General features: G+C 45.0%; 15 protein-coding genes, 2 tRNA genes and 3 rRNA genes. 18 read left to right on the top strand and 2 right to left on the bottom strand.

Translation table 11 applies throughout. From position 1 onward, the window contains the following. Window positions 1-281: 281 nt before the first annotated feature. The 14 genes from FZ941_RS07080 to FZ941_RS07015 all read left to right on the top strand — a co-directional run bounded on the left by FZ941_RS07080 (window position 282) and on the right by FZ941_RS07015 (window position 13,941). Window positions 282-1,828: ribosomal RNA gene (locus FZ941_RS07080) — 16S ribosomal RNA — on the top strand. Between the two features lie 53 nt (window positions 1,829-1,881). Further along, window positions 1,882-1,954 (top strand) — tRNA-Ala (locus FZ941_RS07075). A gap of 126 nt (window positions 1,955-2,080) precedes the next feature. Beyond that, window positions 2,081-4,978: ribosomal RNA gene (locus FZ941_RS07070) — 23S ribosomal RNA — on the top strand. Between the two features lie 100 nt (window positions 4,979-5,078). Continuing rightward, window positions 5,079-5,194, top strand: a 5S ribosomal RNA gene (gene rrf, locus FZ941_RS07065). The 16S, 23S and 5S rRNA genes sit together here with 2 tRNA genes alongside, the layout of an rRNA operon. 5 nt (window positions 5,195-5,199) lie before the next feature. Next, window positions 5,200-5,273: transfer RNA gene (locus FZ941_RS07060), tRNA-Asn, on the top strand. Window positions 5,274-5,441: 168 nt separating this feature from the next. Continuing rightward, entirely contained in the window at window positions 5,442-5,885 is a 444-nt protein-coding gene (locus tag FZ941_RS07055) for a zinc-dependent MarR family transcriptional regulator (protein WP_148887354.1), read from the top strand. Continuing rightward, window positions 5,882-6,592 (top strand): metal ABC transporter ATP-binding protein, encoded by a 711-nt coding sequence (locus FZ941_RS07050; protein WP_148887353.1) that lies wholly within the window; start codon window positions 5,882-5,884, stop codon window positions 6,590-6,592. The genes FZ941_RS07055 and FZ941_RS07050 overlap by 4 nt, the downstream gene beginning before the upstream one ends. Next, on the top strand, window positions 6,585-7,391 hold the full coding sequence (locus tag FZ941_RS07045) for a metal ABC transporter permease (RefSeq protein ID WP_148887352.1): 807 nt from the start codon (window positions 6,585-6,587) through the stop codon (window positions 7,389-7,391). The genes FZ941_RS07050 and FZ941_RS07045 overlap by 8 nt, the downstream gene beginning before the upstream one ends. 9 nt (window positions 7,392-7,400) lie before the next feature. Further along, window positions 7,401-8,903, top strand: a complete 1,503-nt coding sequence (locus FZ941_RS07040; RefSeq protein WP_148887351.1) for a zinc ABC transporter substrate-binding protein AdcA — start codon at window positions 7,401-7,403, stop codon at window positions 8,901-8,903. Window positions 8,904-9,049: 146 nt separating this feature from the next. Then, window positions 9,050-9,493: a CopY/TcrY family copper transport repressor gene (locus FZ941_RS07035; RefSeq protein WP_125371281.1), complete on the top strand. Its 444-nt coding sequence runs from the start codon at window positions 9,050-9,052 to the stop codon at window positions 9,491-9,493. After that, a complete protein-coding gene (locus FZ941_RS07030; protein WP_148887350.1) occupies window positions 9,493-11,736 on the top strand; it encodes a heavy metal translocating P-type ATPase in 2,244 nt (747 codons plus the stop codon). The genes FZ941_RS07035 and FZ941_RS07030 overlap by 1 nt, the downstream gene beginning before the upstream one ends. Before the next feature lie 29 nt (window positions 11,737-11,765). Next, window positions 11,766-11,981 (top strand): heavy-metal-associated domain-containing protein, encoded by a 216-nt coding sequence (locus FZ941_RS07025; RefSeq protein WP_148887349.1) that lies wholly within the window; start codon window positions 11,766-11,768, stop codon window positions 11,979-11,981. A gap of 68 nt (window positions 11,982-12,049) precedes the next feature. After that, window positions 12,050-12,613 carry a DUF6287 domain-containing protein gene (locus FZ941_RS07020; protein WP_148887348.1) on the top strand — a complete coding sequence of 188 codons (564 nt, stop codon included), beginning with the start codon at window positions 12,050-12,052 and terminating at the stop codon, window positions 12,611-12,613. 197 nt (window positions 12,614-12,810) lie between these two features. Next, window positions 12,811-13,941 carry an ABC transporter ATP-binding protein gene (locus FZ941_RS07015; protein ID WP_148887347.1) on the top strand — a complete coding sequence of 377 codons (1,131 nt, stop codon included), beginning with the start codon at window positions 12,811-12,813 and terminating at the stop codon, window positions 13,939-13,941. A gap of 68 nt (window positions 13,942-14,009) precedes the next feature. Here the strand turns inward: FZ941_RS07015 and FZ941_RS07010 are convergent, their stop codons facing one another. Continuing rightward, window positions 14,010-14,858, bottom strand: a complete 849-nt coding sequence (locus FZ941_RS07010; protein WP_048765516.1) for a methyltransferase domain-containing protein — start codon at window positions 14,856-14,858, stop codon at window positions 14,010-14,012. A gap of 155 nt (window positions 14,859-15,013) precedes the next feature. On the opposite strand from FZ941_RS07010, the gene FZ941_RS07005 reads away from it, so the two are divergent. After that, window positions 15,014-15,292, top strand: coding sequence for a DUF6110 family protein (locus FZ941_RS07005; protein ID WP_015604268.1), 279 nt, complete (start codon window positions 15,014-15,016; stop codon window positions 15,290-15,292). Window position 15,293: 1 nt separating this feature from the next. Further along, window positions 15,294-17,357 carry a heavy metal translocating P-type ATPase gene (locus FZ941_RS07000; protein ID WP_187418397.1) on the top strand — a complete coding sequence of 688 codons (2,064 nt, stop codon included), beginning with the start codon at window positions 15,294-15,296 and terminating at the stop codon, window positions 17,355-17,357. 89 nt (window positions 17,358-17,446) lie between these two features. Here FZ941_RS07000 and tyrS read toward each other — a convergent pair whose 3' ends face one another. Beyond that, window positions 17,447-18,703 (bottom strand): tyrosine--tRNA ligase, encoded by a 1,257-nt coding sequence (tyrS, locus tag FZ941_RS06995; RefSeq protein ID WP_148887345.1) that lies wholly within the window; start codon window positions 18,701-18,703, stop codon window positions 17,447-17,449. Between the two features lie 196 nt (window positions 18,704-18,899). Between tyrS and pbp1b the strand changes: the two genes are divergently transcribed. Together pbp1b and rpoB are read left to right on the top strand one after the other, a co-directional pair. Then, window positions 18,900-21,314: a penicillin-binding protein PBP1B gene (gene pbp1b / locus FZ941_RS06990; protein WP_398587561.1), complete on the top strand. Its 2,415-nt coding sequence runs from the start codon at window positions 18,900-18,902 to the stop codon at window positions 21,312-21,314. Window positions 21,315-21,728: 414 nt separating this feature from the next. Beyond that, window positions 21,729-25,301 (top strand): DNA-directed RNA polymerase subunit beta, encoded by a 3,573-nt coding sequence (gene rpoB, locus FZ941_RS06985; protein ID WP_148887344.1) that lies wholly within the window; start codon window positions 21,729-21,731, stop codon window positions 25,299-25,301. Window positions 25,302-25,310: the final 9 nt, after the last annotated feature.

Below are 25,310 nucleotides of genomic sequence, written 5' to 3'. Positions count from 1 at the left end.
AAGGGAGAGTTAATCTTTCCCTTTTAGTTGTTGATTTATCAATGATTTTGTAGGTGGTGGGAAATAAAATTGTAAGAAAGATAAAAAAGTTTAAAAAAAGTGTTGACAAGGGGATGGATAGGTGATATACTAATATAGTTGTCGCTTGAGAGAGCGATAAAGACCTTTGAAAACTGAACAAGACGAACCAATGTGCAGGGCACTACAACATAAGTTGTAGTACTGAACAAAGAAAAAAACAATAAATCTGTCAGTGACAGAAATGAGTGAGAACTCAAACTTTTAATGAGAGTTTGATCCTGGCTCAGGACGAACGCTGGCGGCGTGCCTAATACATGCAAGTAGAACGCTGAAGGGAGAGCTTGCTCTTCTGGATGAGTTGCGAACGGGTGAGTAACGCGTAGGTAACCTGCCTGGTAGCGGGGGATAACTATTGGAAACGATAGCTAATACCGCATAACATTGACTATTGCATGATAGTCAATTGAAAGGTGCAAATGCACCACTACCAGATGGACCTGCGTTGTATTAGCTAGTTGGTGGGGTAACGGCTCACCAAGGCGACGATACATAGCCGACCTGAGAGGGTGATCGGCCACACTGGGACTGAGACACGGCCCAGACTCCTACGGGAGGCAGCAGTAGGGAATCTTCGGCAATGGACGGAAGTCTGACCGAGCAACGCCGCGTGAGTGAAGAAGGTTTTCGGATCGTAAAGCTCTGTTGTAAGAGAAGAACGAGTGTGAGAGTGGAAAGTTCACACTGTGACGGTATCTTACCAGAAAGGGACGGCTAACTACGTGCCAGCAGCCGCGGTAATACGTAGGTCCCGAGCGTTGTCCGGATTTATTGGGCGTAAAGCGAGCGCAGGCGGTTAGATAAGTCTGAAGTTAAAGGCTGTGGCTTAACCATAGTACGCTTTGGAAACTGTTTAACTTGAGTGCAGAAGGGGAGAGTGGAATTCCATGTGTAGCGGTGAAATGCGTAGATATATGGAGGAACACCGGTGGCGAAAGCGGCTCTCTGGTCTGTAACTGACGCTGAGGCTCGAAAGCGTGGGGAGCAAACAGGATTAGATACCCTGGTAGTCCACGCCGTAAACGATGAGTGCTAGGTGTTGGGTCCTTTCCGGGACTCAGTGCCGCAGCTAACGCATTAAGCACTCCGCCTGGGGAGTACGACCGCAAGGTTGAAACTCAAAGGAATTGACGGGGGCCCGCACAAGCGGTGGAGCATGTGGTTTAATTCGAAGCAACGCGAAGAACCTTACCAGGTCTTGACATCCCGGTGCCCGTCCTAGAGATAGGATTTTGCTTCGGCACACCGGTGACAGGTGGTGCATGGTTGTCGTCAGCTCGTGTCGTGAGATGTTGGGTTAAGTCCCGCAACGAGCGCAACCCTTATTGTTAGTTGCCATCATTTAGTTGGGCACTCTAGCGAGACTGCCGGTAATAAACCGGAGGAAGGTGGGGATGACGTCAAATCATCATGCCCCTTATGACCTGGGCTACACACGTGCTACAATGGCTGGTACAACGAGTCGCAAGTCGGTGACGGCAAGCTAATCTCTTAAAGCCAGTCTCAGTTCGGATTGTAGGCTGCAACTCGCCTACATGAAGTCGGAATCGCTAGTAATCGCGGATCAGCACGCCGCGGTGAATACGTTCCCGGGCCTTGTACACACCGCCCGTCACACCACGAGAGTTTGTAACACCCGAAGTCGGTGAGGTAACCTTTTAGGAGCCAGCCGCCTAAGGTGGGATAGATGATTGGGGTGAAGTCGTAACAAGGTAGCCGTATCGGAAGGTGCGGCTGGATCACCTCCTTTCTAAGGAAAAACGGAAGCCATTGGTCGTCATGTTTAGTTTTGAGAGGTCTTGTGGGGCCTTAGCTCAGCTGGGAGAGCGCCTGCTTTGCACGCAGGAGGTCAGCGGTTCGATCCCGCTAGGCTCCATTAGGATAGTGATAACTATTCTAAACTTGTCCATTGAAAATTGAATAACTATATCAAATAGTAACAAGAAAATAAACCGAAACGCTGTGAATATTAATGAGTTTAAGACTGAGAGGTCAAAAATAAGGTTAAGTTAGTAAGGGCGCACGGTGGATGCCTTGGCACTAGGAGCCGATGAAGGACGTGACAAACGACGAAATGCCTCGGGGAGCTGTAAGTAAGCGCAGATCCGGGGATGTCCGAATGGGGGAACCCAACAGGTACTACCTGTTACCCATCTCTGTTAAGGAGATGAGGAGGAAGACGCAGTGAACTGAAACATCTAAGTAGCTGCAGGAAGAGAAAGCAAAAGCGATTGCCTTAGTAGCGGCGAGCGAAACGGCAGAAGGGCAAACCGAAGAGTTTACTCTTCGGGGTTGTAGGACTGCAATGTGGACTCAGATTTTATAGAAGAATGACATGGGAAGGTCAGCCAAAGAGAGTAATAGCCTCGTATTTTAAATAGAATCTGTACCTAGCAGAATCCTGAGTACGGCGGGACACGAGAAATCCCGTCGGAATCTGGGAGGACCATCTCCCAACCCTAAATACTCCCTAGTGACCGATAGTGAACCAGTACCGTGAGGGAAAGGTGAAAAGTACCCCGGAAGGGGAGTGAAATAGAACCTGAAACCGTGTGCCTACAACAAGTTCGAGCCCGTTAATGGGTGAGAGCGTGCCTTTTGTAGAATGAACCGGCGAGTTACGTTATGATGCGAGGTTAAGTTGAAGAGACGGAGCCGTAGGGAAACCGAGTCTGAATAGGGCGTCTTAGTATCATGATGTAGACCCGAAACCATGTGACCTACCCATGAGCAGGTTGAAGGTGCGGTAAAACGCACTGGAGGACCGAACCAGGGCACGTTGAAAAGTGCTTGGATGACTTGTGGGTAGCGGAGAAATTCCAAACGAACTTGGAGATAGCTGGTTCTCTCCGAAATAGCTTTAGGGCTAGCGTCGACATAAAGATTCTTGGAGGTAGAGCACTGTTTGGGTGAGGGGTCCATCCCGGATTACCAATCTCAGATAAACTCCGAATGCCAATGAATTATGGTCGGCAGTCAGACTGCGAGTGCTAAGATCCGTAGTCGAAAGGGAAACAGCCCAGACCACCAGCTAAGGTCCCAAAATAATTGTTAAGTGGAAAAGGATGTGGGGTTGCACAGACAACTAGGATGTTAGCTTAGAAGCAGCTATTCATTCAAAGAGTGCGTAATAGCTCACTAGTCGAGTGACCCTGCGCCGAAAATGTACCGGGGCTAAAACAATTTACCGAAGCTGTGGATACCTTTATAGGTATGGTAGGAGAGCGTTCTATGTGTGGAGAAGGTGTACCGTGAGGAGCGCTGGAACGCATAGAAGTGAGAATGCCGGTATGAGTAGCGAAAGATGGGTGAGAATCCCATCCACCGTAAGACTAAGGTTTCCAGGGGAAGGCTCGTCCGCCCTGGGTTAGTCGGGACCTAAGGAGAGACCGAAAGGTGTATCCGATGGACAACAGGTTGATATTCCTGTACTAGAGTATGAAGTGATGGAGGGACGCAGTAGGCTAACTCGTGCGTACGAATGGATGTACGTCTAAGCAGTGAGGCGTGGTATGAGTCAAATGCTTATACCTCTAACGTTGAGCTGTGATGGGGAGCGAAGTTTAGTAGCGAGTGAGTGATGTCACACTGCCAAGAAAAGCTTCTAGCGTTGTATCATACTCTACCCGTACCGCAAACCGACACAGGTAGTCGAGGCGAGTAGCCTCAGGTGAGCGAGAGAACTCTCGTTAAGGAACTCGGCAAAATGACCCCGTAACTTCGGGAGAAGGGGTGCTGACTGATGTCAGCCGCAGTGAATAGGCCCAAGCAACTGTTTATCAAAAACACAGCTCTCTGCTAAATCGTAAGATGATGTATAGGGGGTGACGCCTGCCCGGTGCTGGAAGGTTAAGAGGAGTGCTTAGCGGTAACGCGAAGGTATGAATTGAAGCCCCAGTAAACGGCGGCCGTAACTATAACGGTCCTAAGGTAGCGAAATTCCTTGTCGGGTAAGTTCCGACCCGCACGAAAGGCGTAATGATTTGGGCACTGTCTCAACGAGAGACTCGGTGAAATTTTAGTACCTGTGAAGATGCAGGTTACCCGCGACAGGACGGAAAGACCCCATGGAGCTTTACTGCAGTTTGATATTGAGTGTCTGTGCCACATGTACAGGATAGGTAGGAGCCTAAGAGATCGGGACGCCAGTTTCGATGGAGGCGTTGTTGGGATACTACCCTTGTGTTATGGCCACTCTAACCCGGATAGGTGATCCCTATCGGAGACAGTGTCTGACGGGCAGTTTGACTGGGGCGGTCGCCTCCTAAAAGGTAACGGAGGCGCCCAAAGGTTCCCTCAGACTGGTTGGAAATCAGTCGCAGAGTGTAAAGGTATAAGGGAGCTTGACTGCGAGAGCTACAACTCGAGCAGGGACGAAAGTCGGGCTTAGTGATCCGGTGGTTCCGCATGGAAGGGCCATCGCTCAACGGATAAAAGCTACCCTGGGGATAACAGGCTTATCTCCCCCAAGAGTTCACATCGACGGGGAGGTTTGGCACCTCGATGTCGGCTCGTCGCATCCTGGGGCTGTAGTCGGTCCCAAGGGTTGGGCTGTTCGCCCATTAAAGCGGCACGCGAGCTGGGTTCAGAACGTCGTGAGACAGTTCGGTCCCTATCCGTCGCGGGCGTAGGAAATTTGAGAGGATCTGCTCCTAGTACGAGAGGACCAGAGTGGACTTACCGCTGGTGTACCAGTTGTCTCGCCAGAGGCATCGCTGGGTAGCTATGTAGGGAAGGGATAAACGCTGAAAGCATCTAAGTGTGAAACCCACCTCAAGATGAGATTTCCCATAACGCAAGTTAGTAAGAGCCCTGAGAGAAGATCAGGTAGATAGGTTAGGAGTGGAAGTGTGGCGACACATGTAGCGGACTAATACTAATAGCTCGAGGACTTATCCAATTTTCATTGAGCGCAGCGTTCGATAAGACTTGTTAGGATTGAGTAGTTATTCAATTTTGAGTTGACAAGGCAATGTAAGATTGCAAGTTAATTCAGAAAGTTAAGTGACGATAGCCTAGGAGATACACCTGTACCCATGCCGAACACAGAAGTTAAGCCCTAGAACGCCGGAAGTAGTTGGGGGTTGCCCCCTGTGAGATATGGTAGTCGCTTAGCTATTATCCGCCATAGCTCAGTTGGTAGTAGCGCATGACTGTTAATCATGATGTCGTAGGTTCGAGTCCTACTGGCGGAGTAAATGAGCATATGAGAAAAGAGCAGTTGGCTCTTTTTTCTTTCTCTCTATCGATGCTTTTGCATTGTTTTAGAATCAGAGTGTTACTATAGTTGGAGCTTGACTCTTTTCTTTTTTGTGGTATAATTAACCGGTAAAGTTTCAACCAGTTAAGAAAGGAAGCGAAGAATGGGGGATTTGGCGGAAAAAATTAATCATTTTTTGAATGAGGTTATATTGACAGCTGAGAATCAACATGAAATCTTGGTCGGCTCTTGTACGAGCGATGTGCGGCTAACGAATACGCAGGAGCACATTTTGATGCTTTTGTCTCAGGAATCTTTGACAAATTCTGATTTGGCGAAACGGCTGAATGTTAGCCAAGCTGCTGTAACTAAAGCTGTTAAGGCTTTGGTGGAGCAAAAGATGTTGCAAACTTTCAAGGATAAGAAAGATGCTCGTGTGACTTTTTATCGTTTGACTGACTTGGCGCGACCGATTGCGGAAGAGCATCAGCACCATCATGTGAACACCTTAGACACCTACCAGAGATTGGCGGAGCAATTTTCTTCTGATGAGCAAGAAGTGATTGTGAGATTTTTGGATGGTTTGATTGGAGAAATTGGGAAATGAGATATATCACAGTGGAAAATCTGTCTTTTTACTATGACAAGGAACCTGTGTTGGAGCATATTCATTACTTTTTGGATAGTGGCGAGTTCGTAACCTTGACAGGGGAGAATGGGGCTGCTAAGACGACACTTGTCAAGGCTAGTTTGGGAATTTTGCAGCCTAAGCATGGGGAAGTTAAGATTTCCAAGACCAATGAGCGAGGTAAGAAACTGCGGATTGCTTATCTTCCTCAGCAGATTGCTAGTTTTAATGCAGGTTTTCCTAGCACGGTTTACGAGTTTGTTAAGTCGGGACGTTATCCGCGCAAGGGCTGGTTTCGTCGTTTGAATGAGCATGATGAGGAGCATATCAAGGCCAGTTTGGAGTCGGTTGGGATGTGGGAACATCGGGACAAGCGGATTGGTTCTCTCTCTGGTGGTCAAAAGCAGAGGGCTGTGATTGCTCGTATGTTTGCTTCGGATCCGGATATTTTTGTCCTAGATGAGCCGACAACAGGGATGGATGCAGGCAGCAAGGATGAATTTTACAAGCTCATGCACCATAGTGCTCACAAGCATGGGAAAGCTGTCTTGATGATTACACACGATCCAGAAGAAGTTCGTAAATATGCTGACCGCAACATTCATCTAGTTCGGAATCAGGACTCACCTTGGCGCTGCTTCAATGTGCATGAAAGTGACAGCGGACAGGAGGTAAATCATGCTTAATCTATTTTCCTATGATTTTATGCAGCGAGCCTTTTTAGCAGTTATTGCCATGAGCCTCTTTTCACCGATTCTGGGTACTTTCCTTATTTTACGTCGGCAGAGCCTCATGAGTGATACGCTTAGTCACGTTTCTCTGGCGGGTGTGGCTTTTGGCTTGGTTCTAGGTTTGTCACCAACCTTCACAACGGTAGTGGTGGTTATCATTGCAGCGGTCTTTTTGGAATACTTGCGGACAATCTATAGAAATTTCATGGAAATCGGGACAGCCATTCTTATGTCAACTGGCTTAGCCATTTCCTTGATTGTTATGAGTAAGGGCAAGAGTTCCAGCGCCATGAGTCTGGACCAGTATCTATTTGGCTCTATTGTGACTATCAGTAGGGAGCAGGTGATTTCTCTTTTTGTTATTGCTGCTGTGGTGCTTGTCTTGACCTTCCTCTTCATTCGGCCTATGTACATCTTGACCTTTGATGAGGATACAGCATTTGTGGATGGGCTACCTGTGCGGACTATGTCTATTCTCTTCAATATCGTGACAGGTGTTGCGATTGCCCTCATGATTCCGGCTGCGGGAGCCCTGCTGGTTTCGACCATCATGGTCTTGCCGGCCAGTATTGCCCTACGGATTGGGAAAAATTTCAAGTCGGTCATTTTGCTGGCAAATGCCATCGGCTTCTTTGGTATGATTGCTGGACTTTATATTTCTTACTATGCAGAGACACCAGCGAGCGCCAGCATTACGATTATCTTCGTCAGCTTGTTCTTACTGGTCAATCTGGTCAAAAAATTTATGAAATAGGAGCATAAAATGAAAAAAATTAGTTTACTATTAGCAGGTTTACTGAGTATTTTCTTAGTAGCTTGTTCCAATCAAAAAAATGCAGATGGCAAGCTCAGTATTGTCACGACTTTTTATCCGGTTTACGAGTTTACTAAGCAGGTTGCTGGAGATGAGGCCAATGTTGAACTTCTAATCGGGGCTGGTACAGAGCCGCATGATTATGAGCCTTCAGCTAAGGCAGTTGCTACCATTCAGGATGCAGATGCCTTTGTCTATGAAAATGAAAATATGGAGACTTGGGTTCCTGATTTGCTAAAAACCTTGAAAAATAAGGAAGAAAAGGTTATCAAAGCGACTGGAAATATGCTTTTGCTGCCTGGTGGTGAAGAGGAAGAAGACCATGACCATGGGGAAGAGGGACACCATCATGAATATGATCCCCATGTTTGGCTGTCTCCAAAGCGAGCTATTAAAATGGTGGAACATATCCGAGATAGTCTGAGCAAGGCCTATCCTGACAAGAAAGCTTCTTTTGAGAAAAATGCGGCGGCTTATATCAAGAAGCTAGAAGCCTTGGATAAAGAATTTGAAGCTGGTTTGGCCAACGCTAAGCAAAAGAGCTTCGTCACTCAGCACGCTGCCTTTAACTATCTGGCATTGGACTATGGCTTGAAACAGGTACCAATTTCTGGACTTTCACCAGACAGTGAACCATCCGCTTCACGCTTGGCTGAATTGACCGAGTACATCAAGAAAAATAAAATCAAGTATATCTACTTTGAAGAAAATGCTTCTCAGGCTCTGGCTTCCACTTTGGCTAAGGAAACAGGAGTAGAGCTTGATGTATTGAATCCGCTGGAAAGCTTGACAGAAAAGCAGAGCAAGGACGGGGCAGACTATATTTCGATCATGCAGGCTAATCTAAAGGCCCTCAAGAAAACGACTGACCAAGAGGGAGCGGAGATTGCAGCCGAGAAAGAAGAAGACGATAAGACAGTCCAAAACGGCTACTTTGAAGACAGTGCTGTCAAGGATCGGACCTTGTCTGACTATGCTGGCGAGTGGCAGTCTGTTTACCCATATCTGAAGGACGGTACCCTAGATCAAGTCTTTGACTACAAGGCTAAGTTGACTGGGAAAATGACGGCAGCTGAATACAAGGACTACTATGACAAGGGCTATAAGACGGATATTTCCAATATCAATATCACAGACAAGACCATGGAATTTGTGGTAGATGGGAAAACCAAGAAATATACGTATAAATACGTTGGTAAGCACACTCTGACTTACTCTAAGGGAAATCGTGGAGTTCGCTTTATGTTTGAAGCGACAGATGCGGATGCTGGCCAGTACAAATATGTTCAGTTTAGCGACCATAACATTGCACCGACCAAGGCGGCTCACTTCCATATCTTCTATGGTGGTGAGAGTCAGGAAGCGCTCTTTAATGAGCTGGAAAACTGGCCAACCTACTATCCAAGTAAGTTGACAGGTCAAGAAATCGCCCAAGAGATGTTGGCACACTAATAGAATAAAGCAAGAAGACGGGATGATCCCGCCTTCTTTTTTGTATATCAGAAAATGACGATAAAAATACTTGACAAATTACGATTACAATTGTAAACTATTAAAGAATCGAATTACAAATGTAAATGTTAAGGAAGTGTTAGACAATGGAACAGCAAAATATGAGCCAAGCAGAATGGCAAGTGATGCGCGTACTATGGGCTTATCCACACAGTCGTAGTACAGAGATTATAGCGCGTTTAGAAGCCGATTTCTCCTGGAAGCCGGCAACCATCAAGACTCTTTTGAATCGTCTGAAGACAAAAGAATTTATTGCCATGGAAAAGATCGAGGGTAAGTTTTATTACAATGCTCGGATTTTAGAAGCAGATCATCTGGAAAGTACTTGGCAGGCGCTTTTTGACAATATCTGTAATACTAAACATGGAGATCTTTTGATTTCGATGATTGAGAGAAGTCAGTTCAGTCAAAGGGACTTGGAGCGGCTCAGCCAAGTCATTGATAAGAAAAGAGCTTCGGCTCCGCTAGAAATCAAATGCCACTGCCCTCAAGGTCAGTGTCGTTGCGGGCACGGAAAGGAGACACATTGATGAGCGAGAAGAAAGAATACAAGCTCTCAGGTATGACCTGTGCTGCCTGTGCTATGACGGTGGAGATGGCGGTCAAGGACTTGGAAACGGTAGAGGATGTCAGTGTCAATCTGGCGACAGAACGTCTCAGTTTAGTCCCTAAGGCGGGATTTGACAGCCAGCAAGTGCTGGATGCGGTAGCTGAGGCTGGTTATCAGGCTGAAGAAAAAGGAAAAAATAAGCCGTCTGACGTAAACGAAGAGGCTGTAGCTAGAGCGCAAATATTACGAAGAAAGAAACAAGAGCTACTAATTCTTTTATTTACAGCTCTGCCCTTGCTTTATATCTCTATGGGCAGTATGATTGGTCTTCCCTTGCCTAGCTTCTTGGATCATATAGCGCATCCCTTGGTCTTCGTTCTGTCACAACTGCTTTTGACACTGCCTGCTGTGTGGATCGGTCGTGGCTTTTATCAGAGAGGATTTCGCAATCTGATCAAGCGACATCCTAATATGGATAGTTTGATTGCGGTAGGGACCAGCGCAGCATTTTTCTACAGTCTCTACTCGGTCAGTCAGGTTTTTCGAGGTCATCATGCCTTTGTGCATCAGCTTTATTTTGAGTCTGTTGCAGTGATTATTGCCTTAGTTCTTCTGGGTAAATATCTGGAAAGTTCAGCCAAGGGGAAAACGTCTCAAGCGATTCAGTCTCTACTTGAGCTAGTGCCTAGTCAGGCGACAGTGATTCGCTATGGAGAGGCTGTGACCATTGATACAGAGGATATCCGAGTTGGAGACATTATCCGTATCAAGCCAGGGGAGCGTATGCCGGTAGATGGCCTTGTGATGGAGGGGCAGACCTTTGTGGATGAGTCCATGATGACTGGTGAAAGTGTCCCGATTGAAAAGAAGGTCGGCGATACTATTACCAGTGCCACAATCAATCAAAATGGTAGTATTGACTACCAAGCAACTAGGGTGGGTTCAGATACGACCTTAGCTCAGATTGTCAGATTGGTGGAGGAAGCGCAGGGGTCTAAGGCTCCGATAGCGGCTTTGGCCGATAAGATTTCGCTCTATTTTGTCCCGATTGTGCTAAGCTTGGCTACTTTGTCCGCGCTGGGCTGGTATTTTCTAGCTGGTGAGAGTCTTAGCTTTTCCCTGTCAATCTTTATCGCAGTTCTGGTCATTGCCTGCCCTTGTGCGCTGGGGTTAGCCACTCCGACAGCCATCATGGTTGGGACTGGTAAAGGGGCTGAAAATGGCATTCTGATTAAGTCTGGTCAAGCATTGGAAGCTGCTTATCAGTTGGATACTATTGTTCTGGATAAGACTGGGACGATTACGGTTGGCAAGCCCAGCCTGACGGATTTGTTGCCTTTAGGTGCTTTTAATCGCTCTGACTTGTTGCAGCTAATAGCCAGTGCTGAGCAGCATTCTGAGCATCCTTTGGCTCAGGCTATCTTGGAAGCAGCTGAAGAGGAGGAGCTTGACTTGCTGCCTGTCAGTCATTTTGAGGCCATTGTTGGCCGAGGTTTGTCAGCTCAGGTTGAAGGTAAGCATCTTCTGGTCGGTAATGAGTCTCTGATGAAAGAAAAGAACATTGACAGCAGTGCCTTTCAAGAACAGTTGTTAGAGCTATCCCAAGAAGGGAAGACAGCCATGTTTGTCGCAGTAGATGGACAGCTGGCTGGTATTTTAGCAGTAGCCGATGAGATGAAATCTAGTAGTCTGTCGGCTGTACAGGAGCTCCAGTCTATGGGACTAGAAGTCATCATGCTGACAGGTGATCGTGAAGAAACTGCGGTAGCTATTGCCCAGAAAGCTGGAATCCAAAAAGTTATCGCAGGTGTATTGCCAGATGGTAAGGCCGCTGCTATCAAGGACTTGCAGGAAGCCAGGAAAAAACTAGCCATGGTCGGAGACGGTATCAATGACGCACCGGCTCTGGTTCAGGCAGATGTTGGAATTGCCATCGGATCAGGAGCTGATGTAGCTATTGAGTCAGCAGATGTAGTGCTCATGCATAGTGATTTGCAGGATGTGGTCAAGGCTATCAAGCTCAGTCAGGCGACCATCCGCAATATCAAGGAAAATCTTTTCTGGGCTTTTGCCTACAATACACTAGGCATCCCGATTGCTATGGGGCTATTGCATCTTTTCAGCGGTCCCTTGCTCAATCCGATGTTGGCTGGTCTGGCCATGAGCTTAAGCTCAGTGTCAGTTGTGGCCAATGCTCTGCGTCTAGGACGCTTTAAATTTTAAAATGAAGGAATATACGGAGGAATAAATCTATGAAACAAACAGTTCAATTAGAAAACTTATCTTGTCAAAACTGTGTTAAACACGTCACCCAGCACTTCCTATCTATGGAGGGAGTGTCAGATGTGGCTGTAGACTTAGAAAAGCAGACTGCAGAAGTTATTGCGGATAGATCCTTGAGTGCAGAGGATTATCAGGCGGCTTTGAGCAAAACCATCTATAAGGTCTTAGCGGTGCAGGATAGCTGAGCCAACTTGTAAAATAGGCTGAAAAAGTCTATAATATTAGTAATCATTTATTGGATAAGGAGAAAGCCATGAAGCAGAAAATAGTCTATCCTTTGTTATGTTGCTTAGCACTATCGACTTTGGCAGCCTGCTCTAGTAAGGCAGTTAATTCTACTCAGACAAGTTCGAGTACTACTCAGGAATCTTCTCAAGTAGCTTCTAGCCAGAGTGTTGCAGAATCGTCTTCTTCTGCAACAAGCAGTCAAAGCTCAGCAGAAGTTAGTCCAGAAAAGACGCAAGAGGAGAAAAAAGCAATGGATATTTCGGCCTTGGCCAATGGAGACTACTCCAGTGTAAAAGGAACCTGGCAGAATGCTGCTGGTCACCAGCTGGTGTTCAATGATAAAGGGTTAGTTTCTGATAGCTATGAGCTGTATGGAGCATCGTTAACGGATTATGGAACAGCTTCTGGCGGTGTATACGGCGGTGAAACTGGTGGTTTCTTGCTAGAGTTCATTCCAAAAGGTGTCCAGCTTGCGAATAAAGAAAATTTCCAAGATAGCTCAGATGCCAGCCAAGATCGTCTGTGGACGGGAGTTGGGATGAATAGCTTTGATGAACAAGGCCAATTTTACTATCGTGTTACTAACTAGTCGTGTAGGATAGAAATTTTCTATCCTATTTTTGTTTTAAAAGAGTAGTTATTCGAAATATGATAAAAAATTGTGCAAACGTTTGAATAAATGCTTGAAATAATAATTAAAAAAGGATATAATATTTTTATGAAAGCGCTTTGAAATTTTTAGGGGTTTCAAAGGCAACTATTTTCACATAAAGTAAAGGGGAACTTATGGTTGAGTTAAATCTGAAAAATATTTATAAGAAGTATCCAAATAGTGAGCACTATTCTGTTGAAGACTTTAATTTGGACATCAAGGACAAGGAGTTTATCGTTTTCGTTGGTCCGTCAGGATGCGGAAAATCTACAACGTTGCGTATGATTGCGGGTCTTGAGGATATCACAGAAGGGACAGCGTCGATTGATGGTAAAGTTGTCAATGATGTGGCACCGAAAGACCGCGATATTGCCATGGTCTTCCAGAACTATGCCCTCTATCCGCACATGACAGTCTATGACAACATGGCTTTCGGATTGAAACTGCGCAAGTACAGCAAGGAAGATATCGACAAACGTGTGCAAGAAGCGGCTGAAATCCTTGGTTTAAAAGAATTCTTGGAGCGTAAACCAGCAGACCTTTCTGGTGGTCAACGTCAGCGTGTTGCCATGGGACGGGCCATCGTGCGTGATGCAAAGGTTTTCCTAATGGATGAGCCTTTGTCAAACTTGGATGCTAAATTGCGTGTGTCTATGCGTGCTGAGATTGCCAAAATCCACCGTCGTATCGGAGCAACAACCATCTACGTTACCCACGATCAGACAGAAGCCATGACACTGGCTGACCGCATTGTTATCATGTCAGCAACCAAGAATCCTGCTGGAACTGGAACCATTGGTCGAGTGGAACAAATCGGTAGTCCACAGGAAGTTTACAGAAATCCAGTCAACAAGTTTGTGGCAGGCTTCATTGGCAGCCCAGCGATGAACTTTATCACTGTGACACTTGAGGGGAATGAAATCGTTGCCGATGGCTTGCGTTTGACAGTGCCAGAAGGAACGCTGAAAGTTCTGCGTGAGAAGGGTTATGACGGCAAGAAATTGATCTTCGGTATTCGTCCAGAAGACATTAATACAGAACCTGCCTTCTTAGAGACCTTCCCAGATTCTGTGGTTCATGCGACCATCTCTGTCTCTGAGCTTTTGGGTGCTGAGTCTCACCTATACTGCCAAGTTGGCGACAGTGAGTTTATCGCGCGTGTAGATGCTCGTGACCACTTGGAGACAGGTGTTGGAATTGACCTTGGTTTCGACTTGAACAAGGCGCATTTCTTTGATTTCGAAACAGAGAAAACAGTTTATTAAAATATGAGTTAGAAAAAGATAGTCCGCAAGCTAAACGGAATACATTTGGTCTGCGGACTATCTTTTCTTTATTTTGCTTTTCCGATAAGAATGGTAGCTGCAATGGTCACTTGGGTGAGGTCAGTCCAGTCGATCTGGTCTTGCTCGACATGAAAGAGCAGCGGTGTCATTGCTAAAAGAGCTGCTCGGCTTTCGGCAGTCAAGGACTGGCTGGACTCGACAGTAATCTCGGAGATTATATCGAAGTGTTCTTGGAAATGCTGAATGACTTCTTGGTTAGAGTAATCCTTGTTGCTGAGCTGTCTAGCGGCTTTTTGGCGAATTTCTTGAAGATGGTGCTCAGTGGGGATGACCTTGATGAGGAGGGCATTGTCAGACATGACTCTCTGAAATTCCTGATAATTGGCTGGAGAAAAGATGTCTAAAATGATGTCCATGCTGGCATCTTGTAGCGGTAGATTGGCCAAATCACCGACGAACCAATTGACTGCGAAAGAGCTGTCACTCTTGGCTGCTAGCTGGATAGAATCTTTTGAAATATCGAAGGCATAGAAGGTTTTTTTGGAATGGATTTCTTGGAGTTTGCGAGAGTAGAAGCCTTCGCCGCAGCCAATATCTAAGACTGTTTTGGCAGTTTCTGAGTTAGCAAGTAAGCTCGAGACAGCCTCTAAGATAGCTTGGTAGAATCCAGCTTCTAAAATCAACTGCCGATTCTGAAAACTTATCTTATCGTAGTCTTTGGGCTGCTTGATTTGAGGTGCTAGATTTACATAGCCAAACTTGGCCAAGTCATAAGAATGCCGGTGGTGACATTTGAGGCTGTTTTCCATCAGCTGTAATTCTTCCTTGCAGATGGGACAGGCAAAGGCGGTCGCTGTGGCAAAGCGAGCGAGTTTTGGTTTCAAGTTTGTATTCATAGTTTTAAGTCTAGCAAAAGTGAATCTTGAAATCAAGATTTGCTTCAATTTTCTTGATACAAAATGAAGAAATATAAAAGGATACCCTGTAGGAGTATCTATGATTGCTTTTGAACTTAATTTTATATATAATGATTACAAAGGAGGAAATCAATATGTTAAAAGAAGCATTAACAGTGGCAAAGATTGCTAAAAAATCAGGTCTCTTTTTAGGAGGCTTAGCATTTGGTACAATTGGTTTGAAGGTTCTAGCAAGCAAAGAAGCTAAAAAAGGTTATTCTAGGGCCTTGGCTAAAGCCTACAAATTGAAAGATGAACTGGATGCATCTGTTTCTGTTGTAAAACAACACGGTGATGATGTTTTACAAGACGCTAAATATTTATACGAACAGGAAAAGAAAGAAGAACAACTAGATAGCCTGACAGGTGAATAATATGTCTTTTAAAGTGCTACATAGAGGATACCAACATATCCGATTATCATCCTCTTTTTCACTGACCTTGGATATTCAAGATTATCTTCGTTCCTTGGCTAGAGATGAAAAAGGGATCGACTCTATTCAGTTTTATATAGATCAGCAGCACTTTACTCTACGTATGAAAGAGGGCTTCTCTGTATTAGAAAATGCAGAGGCCTTTTTAAAAAGAATTGATAAGGGGAAAGTTTCGGACTTGATGACTCTTCCCATTCGTAGAGAAGAGAGTGCTTATTCTATTGTTTCAGGTGCAGCGGTTAAGCGTGTACTTTTTCGTAGTTTTGTGCCGTATCCTATTCGCTATATATGGACTTGTTATCAGGCTTTTGGCTATATTAGAGAAGCCTATCAAACACTAGCGCGTAAGGAACTAACGATGGAAGTCTTGGACTGCTCGGCGATTTTATTGTCCTTGTTCATGAATCAATCCAAGACTGCTAGCAACATCATGTTTATGCTTGATTTGGGGAATCATTTAGATCAGTGGTCCTTGAAAAAAACTGCAACAGATTTAGAACAGAGTCTTCTTGCAAAAGAGAGCGATGTATTCCTAGTACAGGGCGATACGGTTGTTAGTATCAAGAGTTCCGATGTTCAAATAGGAGATGTTTTGGTCTTATCTCAAGGAAATGAAATTCTGTTTGATGGACAAGTAGTTTCAGGTTTAGGTATGGTCAACGAAAGTTCCTTGACGGGAGAGAGTTTTCCAGTTGAAAAAAGAGAGTCTGATTTGGTTTGTGCAAATACAGTATTAGAAACTGGAGAGTTACGCATTCGTGTAACCGATAATCAGATGAACAGCCGGGTTTTACAACTGATTGAGTTGATGAAGAAATCTGAAGAAAACAAGAAAACGAAACAACGCTATTTCATCAAAATGGCGGACAAGGTCGTCAAATATAATTTCTTGGGGGCTGGGCTGACTTACCTATTGACAGGTTCTTTTTCTAAGGCTATTTCTTTCCTATTGGTCGATTTCTCCTGCGCTTTGAAAATCTCTACTCCTGTAGCTTATTTGACAGCTATCAAGGAGGGGTTGAACCGTGAAATGGTGATTAAGGATGGAGATGTTTTGGAGAAATATCTGGAAGTTGATACTTTCTTGTTTGATAAGACGGGAACAATCACAACTAGCTATCCGATAGTTGACAAGGTGTTACCTTTTGGGGACTATAGTGAGGAAGATATTCTCAGAATCAGTGCCTGTCTTGAGGAACACATTTATCATCCTATTGCTAATGCCATCGTCAAGCAAGCTGAGATAGAGGGGATTGAACATGAGGAAATGCATGGGAAACTCCAATATATCGCAAGCAAGGGGATCAAATCTCATATAGATGGCCAACCAGTTCTTATTGGGAATTATGTCTTGATGCAGGATGAGCAGATTCATATCAGTTCAGAACAAAATGCTTTAATTGAAGAGTACAAGAGTCACTACAATCTCTTATTCTTGGCTTATCAGAATGAATTGATTGGAATGTTCTGCATTCATACTCCTTTGAGAAAAGAAGCAAAAACAGCCTTGGATAAACTTAAGGCACAGGGGAAAAAATTGATTCTGGCAACAGGGGATACCTCGGTTAGGACAGAGGAATTAGTCAAAGATTTGCCCTTTGATCAGGTATATACAGACTTGAAACCTGATGGGAAATTTGAATTGGTGCAGGAGTTACAGCAATCTGGTCATACTGTCTTAATGGTCGGAGATGGCCTGAATGACTCGGCAGCTCTAACCCTTGCGGATATTGGTGTTGTGATGAATGAAAGTGCAGATATTTCTAAGCAAATGAGCGATATATTATTATTAGATAATCGCTTGGATTTTTTTGAAGAATTAGACTCTCTGTCATCGTCTTTGCAAAAACTGATTCAGAAGAATATCCAAGAAACCGTCGTCGTAAATAGTAGTTTGATTGGCTTTGGTTTATTTAACTGGCTTAGTCCTTCCAATCTTTCTATCTTACATAACCTCACAACTTTGCGAATTGTACTTCGTAGTCTTTCTGTTAAGAATAGATAAGTAAGAAGATTTTAATCTACTATGAGCAAAAAGGAGTTATCTCAGAGAAGAGTAACTCCTTTTGTTTGTGTGGATAAATTTTGAATGTTTTAGTATGTAAGGACGAAGTATTTCTTCTTACCACGGCGGATAACAGTAAGTTCATTCTCTAACTTATCTGCGTCGCTCAAGACATAGTCAAGGTCTTGGATGCGGTCGCCGTTGACGTAAATTGCTCCGTTTTGAACATCTTCGCGGGCTTGGCGTTTTGAGTTGACTACGCCAGATGACACGAGGATTTCCACGATGTTAAGATTTTCGTCGGCTTGAACTTGGTAGTTTGGTACTCCACGAAGTCCTTGTTTGAGTTCTTTGACAGAAAGGTTTTTGATGTTTCCAGCAAAGAGTTGCTCGGTAATATTGAGGGCTTCCTTGTAGGCTTCTTCACCGTGAACAAGAGTCACGACTTCACGAGCGAGGATTTTTTGAGCCAAGCGTTCGTGTGGAGCTGCTTCGAATTGTTTGCGGATGTCTTCAATCTCATCCAGTGACAAGAAGGTAAAGATCTTCAAGAAGCGAACAGCGTCAGCATCCATGACGTTCATCCAGAATTGGTACATTTCGTATGGAGAAGTCTTGTCAGCATTGAGCCAGACTGCGTTTCCCTCTGATTTACCAAATTTCTTACCAGTCGCATCAGTGATAAGGGGAACAGTGATAACGTGGCCAGTCTTATCAGCCTTACGACGAAGCAATTCGGTACCAGCTGTCATATTTCCCCACTGGTCAGAACCACCGATTTGCAGCGTTACGTTGTGCTCTTGGTTAAGGACGTAGAAGTCGTACCCTTGCATGATTTGGTAGGCAAACTCTGTGTAAGAAATTCCAGTTTCGATCCGTTTTTTAACAGACTCCTTGCTCATCATGTAGTTGACAGTGAAGTATTTACCGACATCACGGAGGAAATCAATGAAGCTGATGCTGCCAAACCAGTCGTAGTTGTTGACCATGACAGCTTTGTTTTCGCCATTTTCAAAGTCAAGAAAGCGAGACAGTTGTCCTTTGATAGACTGAACCCAGCCATCAACGGTTTCCTTGGTTTGCAGGCTACGCTCCGCATCTTTAAAGGATGGGTCGCCAATCAAACCTGTTGCACCACCGACGAGGGCATAAGGCTTGTGCCCAGCCAACTGTAAGCGGCGGCTGGTCAAAATAGCCACCAAGTGACCTAAGTGCAGACTGTCCGCTGTTGGATCGTATCCAGTATAATAAGAGACCTGCCCTTCTTCTAAGGCTTTACGCAAAGCTTCTTCATCAGTCGTTTGAAAAATCAAACCACGCTCTTGCAGCTCATCAAAAATGTGCATAGTCGTCTCTCCTTTTCTAAGATAGCAAAGGATTGTGCCCTTGCTCAAGTATTTTTTTGTTTTATCTCTCTATTGTATCACAAACGCGACAAATAGCAATGAGTAGCCAGAAAATAATTCCTGTAAAAGCGCTAGAATTAGCTCTTTCTTGATATAATCTGCTGATGTTTGCTATAATAGTCGATAAGGAGAATCTATGTTGAAACCATTTATAAAAAAGTTAAAACAGTTTGGTAAGGGGGAGCCCTCACCTGTTAAGACGTCTAAGCCAAAAGGAGAGACATGGTCGGTACTTGATATTGTTTCCGTTATTTTTCGGACAGTAAAACTACTCTTAAATGTCGCTTTTGTATTTATCTTTTTTGGAATAGTATTGGGGGCTGGACTCGGATTGGGCTATGCCGCCAGCCTTTTTAGTGATGTCTCCGTGCCGAAGCAGGAGGAGCTGGTAAGTCAGGTCAATAAGATTTCTGGGATTTCGAAGCTGACCTATGCTAACGGAGAGTTGATTTCTGAAATTGATAATGATTTGTTGCGGATCCCAGTTGCCAGCGATGCGATTTCGGATAATGTCAAAAATGCTATCATTGCGACAGAAGATGAGAATTTTGAAACTCACAATGGTGTTGTGCCCAAGGCGGTTCTGCGGGCAACCTTGGGTTCTGTAGTTGGAGTTGGTTCATCCAGCGGGGGCTCGACCTTAACTCAGCAGTTGATCAAGCAGCAGGTCGTGGGAGATGCTCCGACTTTCAAGCGGAAGGCAGTAGAGATTGTTGATGCCTTGGCTTTGGAACGCTATATGTCTAAGGATGACATTCTGACTGCTTATTTGAATGTGGCACCTTTTGGTCGGAATAACAAAGGACAAAATATTGCTGGAGTGGAAGAAGCAGCTCAAGGGATTTTTGGTGTATCAGCCAAGGATTTGAGCATTCCACAGGCTGCGTTTATTGCAGGATTGCCTCAGAGCCCGATTGTCTATTCGCCCTATGCCTCTGATGGCAGTATGAAGAGTCCAGATGATATGGCTTTAGGTCTAGAGCGGGCTCGGAATGTTTTGTATAATATGTACCGTACAGGTCGACTGAGTGAGGCAGACTATCAGCAGTACAAAGACTATGATCTGACACAAGATTTTAAGCCGACTGAGAGCCTTCAAAAGAGCTCGCATAGTTACCTCTACCATACAGCCTTTTCAGAAGCGCAGACGGCCATGTATCAGTACTTGATCCAGCGGGACAATGTATCCCAGCAAGAATTAAAAAATAATGCAACGGTTGAAGCTTATCAGGAGTTGGCTCGAAAAGAGCTGAGCGAGGGTGGCTATACCGTTACGACAACCATCAATCATTCCATTCATCAGGCCATGCAGAAGGCAGTTGCCAACTACGGTGGTCTCTTGGATGATGGGACAGGAATGGTCGAGGTTGGGAATGTCCTTCAGGACAATAAAACAGGAGCTATCATTGGTTTTATCGGTGGTAGAGACTATAGTTCTAATCAAAACAACCATGCTTTTGATACGGAAAGATCTCCTGGTTCGACTATCAAGCCGATTTTAGCTTATGGGATTGCCATTGACCAAGGGCTGATGGGAAGCGCGAGTGTGCTTTCTAATTACCCAACGAACTTCTCTAGCGGTGAGCCGATTATGCACGTGGACAGTCGCGGGACAGGCATGATGGATCTGCAGGAAGCCCTCAATACTTCTTGGAATATTCCAGCTTATTGGACCTATCGTGCACTTCGTGAGAAGGGTGTGAATGTCCGAGGTTATATGGAAAAAATGGGCTATCATATTGACAACTACGATATTGAAAGCCTACCAATGGGTGGGGGAATCGAGGTTTCAGTTGCCCAGCATACCAACGGCTTCCAGACCTTGGCCAATAATGGCTCTTACCAAGAAAAATATATGATTGAAAAGATCACAGCTCCAGACGGCAAGGTAGTTTATGAGCATAAGGCCAAACCAGTTCAAGTTTACTCACCTGCTGCTGCGACGATTATGCAGAACTTGATGCGAGGCGTACTTAACTCTGGTGCAACTACGACCTTTAAATCAAGAATTAGCCAAGTCAATGGCACTTTGTCAGGTGCAGATTGGATTGGTAAGACAGGGACAACTAACAGCAATGGTGATATGTGGCTCATGCTTTCCACTCCTCGGATGACCCTTGGAGGCTGGATCGGTCATGATGACAACACCTCTATGGCTGCCTTAACAGGCTACAATAATAATGCGGCCTATATGGCTTATCTGGCCAATGCCATTTATGAAGCGGATCCAGAGGCCTGGGGAATCGGAGAGAAGTTCAATCTTGATTCGAGTGTTATCAAGTCTGATGTTCTCAAGTCTACGGGAGAAAGACCAGGAACCGTCACAATCAATGGTCGCTCCATCAATCTAAGCGGTCCGACCGTTCCTAGCTACTGGGCCAAGAATGGCGCGCCTACGACGAGCTACCGCTTTAGTATTGGGGCATCAGATGCGGATTATCAGAGAGCTTGGGGAGCAATTTTGGGAAGCTATACCTCTAATTTTAGCTCTAATTCCAACTCCAGTTCCAATAATGGGACTAATTCTAGCAGGAACCGGCAGGGAAACTAGGACATCAAGAACGGCTTTTCAACTTTTCAGAAAGCAGAAGAAAGCCTTGCAATTTCTAGATAAATACGGTATAATAGTATCAATAATTTGTCGTGTGCTTTAATTGAAATATTGTCCGATTAAAGCTTGCAGCAGTTAAATCAAACTTTTTATAAGTCAGATTTAGCTGCTCTTTTTGTGTCTATTTTTCAGAATTCTAGGATTTGTAACGCAAATTTAAAGATTCTAAAAACTTAGCAAAAGGGACTGATTGTAGCTGTTTTGACGAGAGTCAATGGTGTAGAAGGGGTCTCCCCTTGGTAAGAGTGAAGAAGAGTACGATATGAGAGGTAGATGGTTATTATTTCAATAATCGGTAAATCTCAATTCTCTCCGATTCCTCCCTCTGTACTTTATAAAAAAGGAGTTAGAAACTTGGCAGGACATGACGTTCAATACGGGAAACATCGGACCCGTCGTAGTTTTTCAAGAATTAAAGAAGTTCTTGATTTACCAAACTTGATTGAAATTCAAACAGACTCGTTTAAAGATTTCTTGGACCATGGTTTGAAAGAAGTCTTTGAGGATGTGCTTCCTATTTCAAACTTTACCGACACCATGGAATTGGAATTTGTCGGCTATGAAATCCGTGAGCCTAAATATACGCTGGAAGAAGCTCGTATCCACGATGCTAGCTACTCAGCGCCAATCTTTGTGACTTTCCGCCTGATTAACAAGGAAACTGGTGAAATCAAGACGCAGGAAGTCTTCTTTGGTGATTTCCCAATCATGACTGAAATGGGGACCTTCATCATCAACGGTGGTGAACGGATTATCGTGTCTCAGTTAGTGCGTTCGCCAGGGGTTTACTTCAACGATAAGGTTGACAAAAACGGTAAAGTTGGCTACGGTTCAACTGTTATTCCTAACCGCGGTGCTTGGTTGGAGCTAGAAACAGACTCAAAAGATATCGCCTATACTCGTATTGACCGGACTCGTAAAATTCCATTTACGACCTTGGTTCGTGCGCTTGGTTTCTCAGGTGATGATGAGATCTTGGACATCTTTGGTGACAGCGACTTGGTTCGCAATACCATTGAAAAAGATATCCACAAGAACCCAATGGACTCTCGTACGGATGAAGCTTTGAAAGAAATCTACGAGCGCCTTCGTCCAGGTGAGCCTAAGACAGCTGAAAGCTCACGTAGCTTGCTTGTAGCTCGTTTCTTTGATCCACATCGTTATGATTTGGCAGCCGTTGGTCGTTACAAGATTAACAAGAAGCTCAACATCAAGAACCGCCTGCTCAATCAAACATTGGCAGAGCATCTGGTAGATGCTGAAACTGGTGAAATTCTTGTCGAAGCTGGTACAGTCATGACTCGCAGTGTGATTGACAGCATTGCTGAGCATCTGGACAATGGTTTAAACAAGATCACTTATATTCCAAACGACTCAGCTGTCTTGACAGAGCCTGTAGAATTGCAGAAGTTCAAGGTTGTCGCACCAAGCGATCCAGACCGCGTTGTGACGATCATTGGCAATGCAAACCCATCTGACAAGGTTCGGACTGTAACACCAGCTGACATCTTGGCTGAAATGAGCTATTTCCTCAACTTGGCAGAAGGTATCGGTCGTGTGGATGATATTGACCACTTGGGGAACCGTCGTATCCGTGCGGTTGGTGAGCTTTTGGCTAACCAAGTTCGACTCGGACTTTCTCGGATGGAGCGTAATGTTCGCGAACGGATGTCTGTTCAGGACAATGAAGTTCTCACACCACAACAAATCATCAACATCCGTCCAGTAACTGCAGCTATTAAAGAATTCTTTGGTTCTTCTCAGTTGTCTCAGTTCATGGACCAACACAATCCGCTGTCTGAGCTTTCTCACAAACGTCGTCTCTCTGCCTTAGGACCTGGTGGTTTGACACGTGACCGCGCTGGTTATGAAGTGCGGGACGTGCACTATACTCACTATGGTCGTATGTGTCCGATTGAAACGCCTGAAGGGCCAAACATCGGTTTGATCAATAACTTATCTTCTTACGGACATCTTAATAAATACGGATTTATTCAAACACCTTACCGTAAGGTGGACCGTGAAGCTGGTGTAGTAACTAACGAAATCGTTTGGCTGACAGCTGATGAGGAAGATGAATTTATCGTAGCGCAGGCCAACTCTAAGCTGAATGAAAAAGGTGGCTTTGCAGAGCCTATCGTGATGGGACGCCACCAAGGTAATAACCAAGAATTCCCTTCAGACCAAGTAGACTACATGGACGTATCACCTAAGCAGGTAGTTGCCGTAGCGACAGCATGTATTCCTTTCTTGGAAAATGACGACTCCAACCGTGCCCTCATGGGTGCCAACATGCAACGTCAGGCTGTGCCTTTGATTGATCCAAAAGCGCCTTATGTCGGTACTGGTATGGAATACCAAGCTGCCCACGATTCTGGTGCAGCGGTTATTGCTCAGTATGATGGTAAGGTTACCTATGCGGATGCGGATAAGGTAGAAGTTCGTCGCGAAGATGGTTCACTAGATGTGTACCACATCCAAAAATTCCGTCGTTCTAACTCAGGAACTGCCTACAACCAACGCACCCTTGTAAAAGTTGGCGATGTCGTTGAAAAAGGCGACTTTATCGCTGACGGACCTTCTATGGAAAATGGAGAAATGGCGCTTGGACAAAACCCAATCGTTGCCTACATGACATGGGAAGGTTACAACTTCGAGGATGCGGTTATCATGAGTGAGCGTCTGGTGAAAGACGATGTCTATACATCTGTCCACCTCGAAGAATACGAATCAGAAACACGTGATACAAAGCTTGGGCCTGAAGAAATTACCCGCGAAATTCCAAACGTTGGTGAAGATGCTCTTAAAGACCTTGACGAAATGGGTATTATCCGTATCGGTGCCGAGGTTAAAGAAGGCGATATCCTTGTAGGTAAAGTCACACCTAAGGGTGAAAAAGATCTTTCAGCTGAAGAACGCCTCTTGCACGCTATCTTTGGTGATAAGTCGCGTGAAGTGCGTGATACTTCTCTTCGTGTACCTCACGGTGCCGATGGTGTCGTTCGCGATGTGAAAATCTTTACACGTGCAAATGGAGATGAGTTGCAATCAGGTGTTAACATGCTGGTTCGCGTCTACATCGCTCAAAAACGTAAGATCAAGGTCGGAGATAAGATGGCCGGACGTCACGGAAACAAAGGGGTTGTCTCTCGTATCGTTCCCGTGGAAGACATGCCATACTTGCCAGACGGAACACCAGTTGATATCATGTTGAACCCACTTGGGGTGCCATCACGTATGAACATCGGTCAGGTTATGGAACTCCACCTTGGTATGGCAGCGCGTAACTTGGGTATCCACATTGCAACACCGGTCTTTGACGGAGCAAGCTCAGAAGACCTCTGGTCTACAGTTCGTGAAGCTGGTATGGATAGTGATGCTAAGACAATTCTTTATGATGGACGTACTGGTGAGCCATTTGATAACCGTGTTTCTGTCGGTGTCATGTACATGATCAAGCTCCACCACATGGTTGACGATAAGCTCCATGCCCGCTCAGTTGGTCCATACTCAACCGTTACCCAACAGCCACTCGGAGGTAAAGCTCAGTTTGGTGGACAACGTTTCGGGGAAATGGAAGTTTGGGCCTTAGAGGCTTACGGTGCGTCAAATGTCCTTCAAGAAATCTTGACTTACAAGTCTGACGATATCAACGGACGTCTGAAAGCTTATGAAGCGATTACCAAAGGGAAACCAATTCCAAAACCAGGTGTTCCAGAATCCTTCCGAGTTCTTGTGAAAGAATTGCAATCTCTTGGTCTTGACATGCGTGTCCTTGACGAAGATGACCAAGAAGTAGAATTGCGTGACTTGGATGAAGACATGGATGAAGATGTGATCCATGTGGACGATCTGGAAAAAGCACGTCAAAAACAGGCTCAAGAAGCTAAAGCAGCTTTTGATGCTGAAGGAAATGAAGAAAAATAATTCGTCGCT

It is taken from the genome of Streptococcus sp. Marseille-P6264, assembly GCF_902460355.1.
Classification (GTDB): Bacteria; Bacillota; Bacilli; order Lactobacillales; family Streptococcaceae; genus Streptococcus.
Note: the sequence above shows the minus strand (reverse complement) of the source record. Positions and strands in the feature narration are given on the sequence as shown.

Bases quoted from the DNA above. Each gene is read 5' to 3' on its own strand.
- FZ941_RS07055 (WP_148887354.1), top strand. From the start codon at position 5,442: ATGGGGGATTTGGCGGAAAAAATTAATCATTTTTTGAATGAGGTTATA.
- FZ941_RS07050 (WP_148887353.1), top strand. From the start codon at position 5,882: ATGAGATATATCACAGTGGAAAATCTGTCTTTTTACTATGACAAGGAA.
- FZ941_RS07045 (WP_148887352.1), top strand. From the start codon at position 6,585: ATGCTTAATCTATTTTCCTATGATTTTATGCAGCGAGCCTTTTTAGCA.
- FZ941_RS07040 (WP_148887351.1), top strand. From the start codon at position 7,401: ATGAAAAAAATTAGTTTACTATTAGCAGGTTTACTGAGTATTTTCTTA.
- FZ941_RS07035 (WP_125371281.1), top strand. From the start codon at position 9,050: ATGGAACAGCAAAATATGAGCCAAGCAGAATGGCAAGTGATGCGCGTA.
- FZ941_RS07030 (WP_148887350.1), top strand. From the start codon at position 9,493: ATGAGCGAGAAGAAAGAATACAAGCTCTCAGGTATGACCTGTGCTGCC.
- FZ941_RS07025 (WP_148887349.1), top strand. From the start codon at position 11,766: ATGAAACAAACAGTTCAATTAGAAAACTTATCTTGTCAAAACTGTGTT.
- FZ941_RS07020 (WP_148887348.1), top strand. From the start codon at position 12,050: ATGAAGCAGAAAATAGTCTATCCTTTGTTATGTTGCTTAGCACTATCG.
- FZ941_RS07015 (WP_148887347.1), top strand. From the start codon at position 12,811: ATGGTTGAGTTAAATCTGAAAAATATTTATAAGAAGTATCCAAATAGT.
- FZ941_RS07010 (WP_048765516.1), bottom strand. From the start codon at position 14,858: ATGAATACAAACTTGAAACCAAAACTCGCTCGCTTTGCCACAGCGACC.
- FZ941_RS07005 (WP_015604268.1), top strand. From the start codon at position 15,014: ATGTTAAAAGAAGCATTAACAGTGGCAAAGATTGCTAAAAAATCAGGT.
- FZ941_RS07000 (WP_187418397.1), top strand. From the start codon at position 15,294: ATGTCTTTTAAAGTGCTACATAGAGGATACCAACATATCCGATTATCA.
- tyrS (WP_148887345.1), bottom strand. From the start codon at position 18,703: ATGCACATTTTTGATGAGCTGCAAGAGCGTGGTTTGATTTTTCAAACG.
- pbp1b (WP_398587561.1), top strand. From the start codon at position 18,900: ATGTTGAAACCATTTATAAAAAAGTTAAAACAGTTTGGTAAGGGGGAG.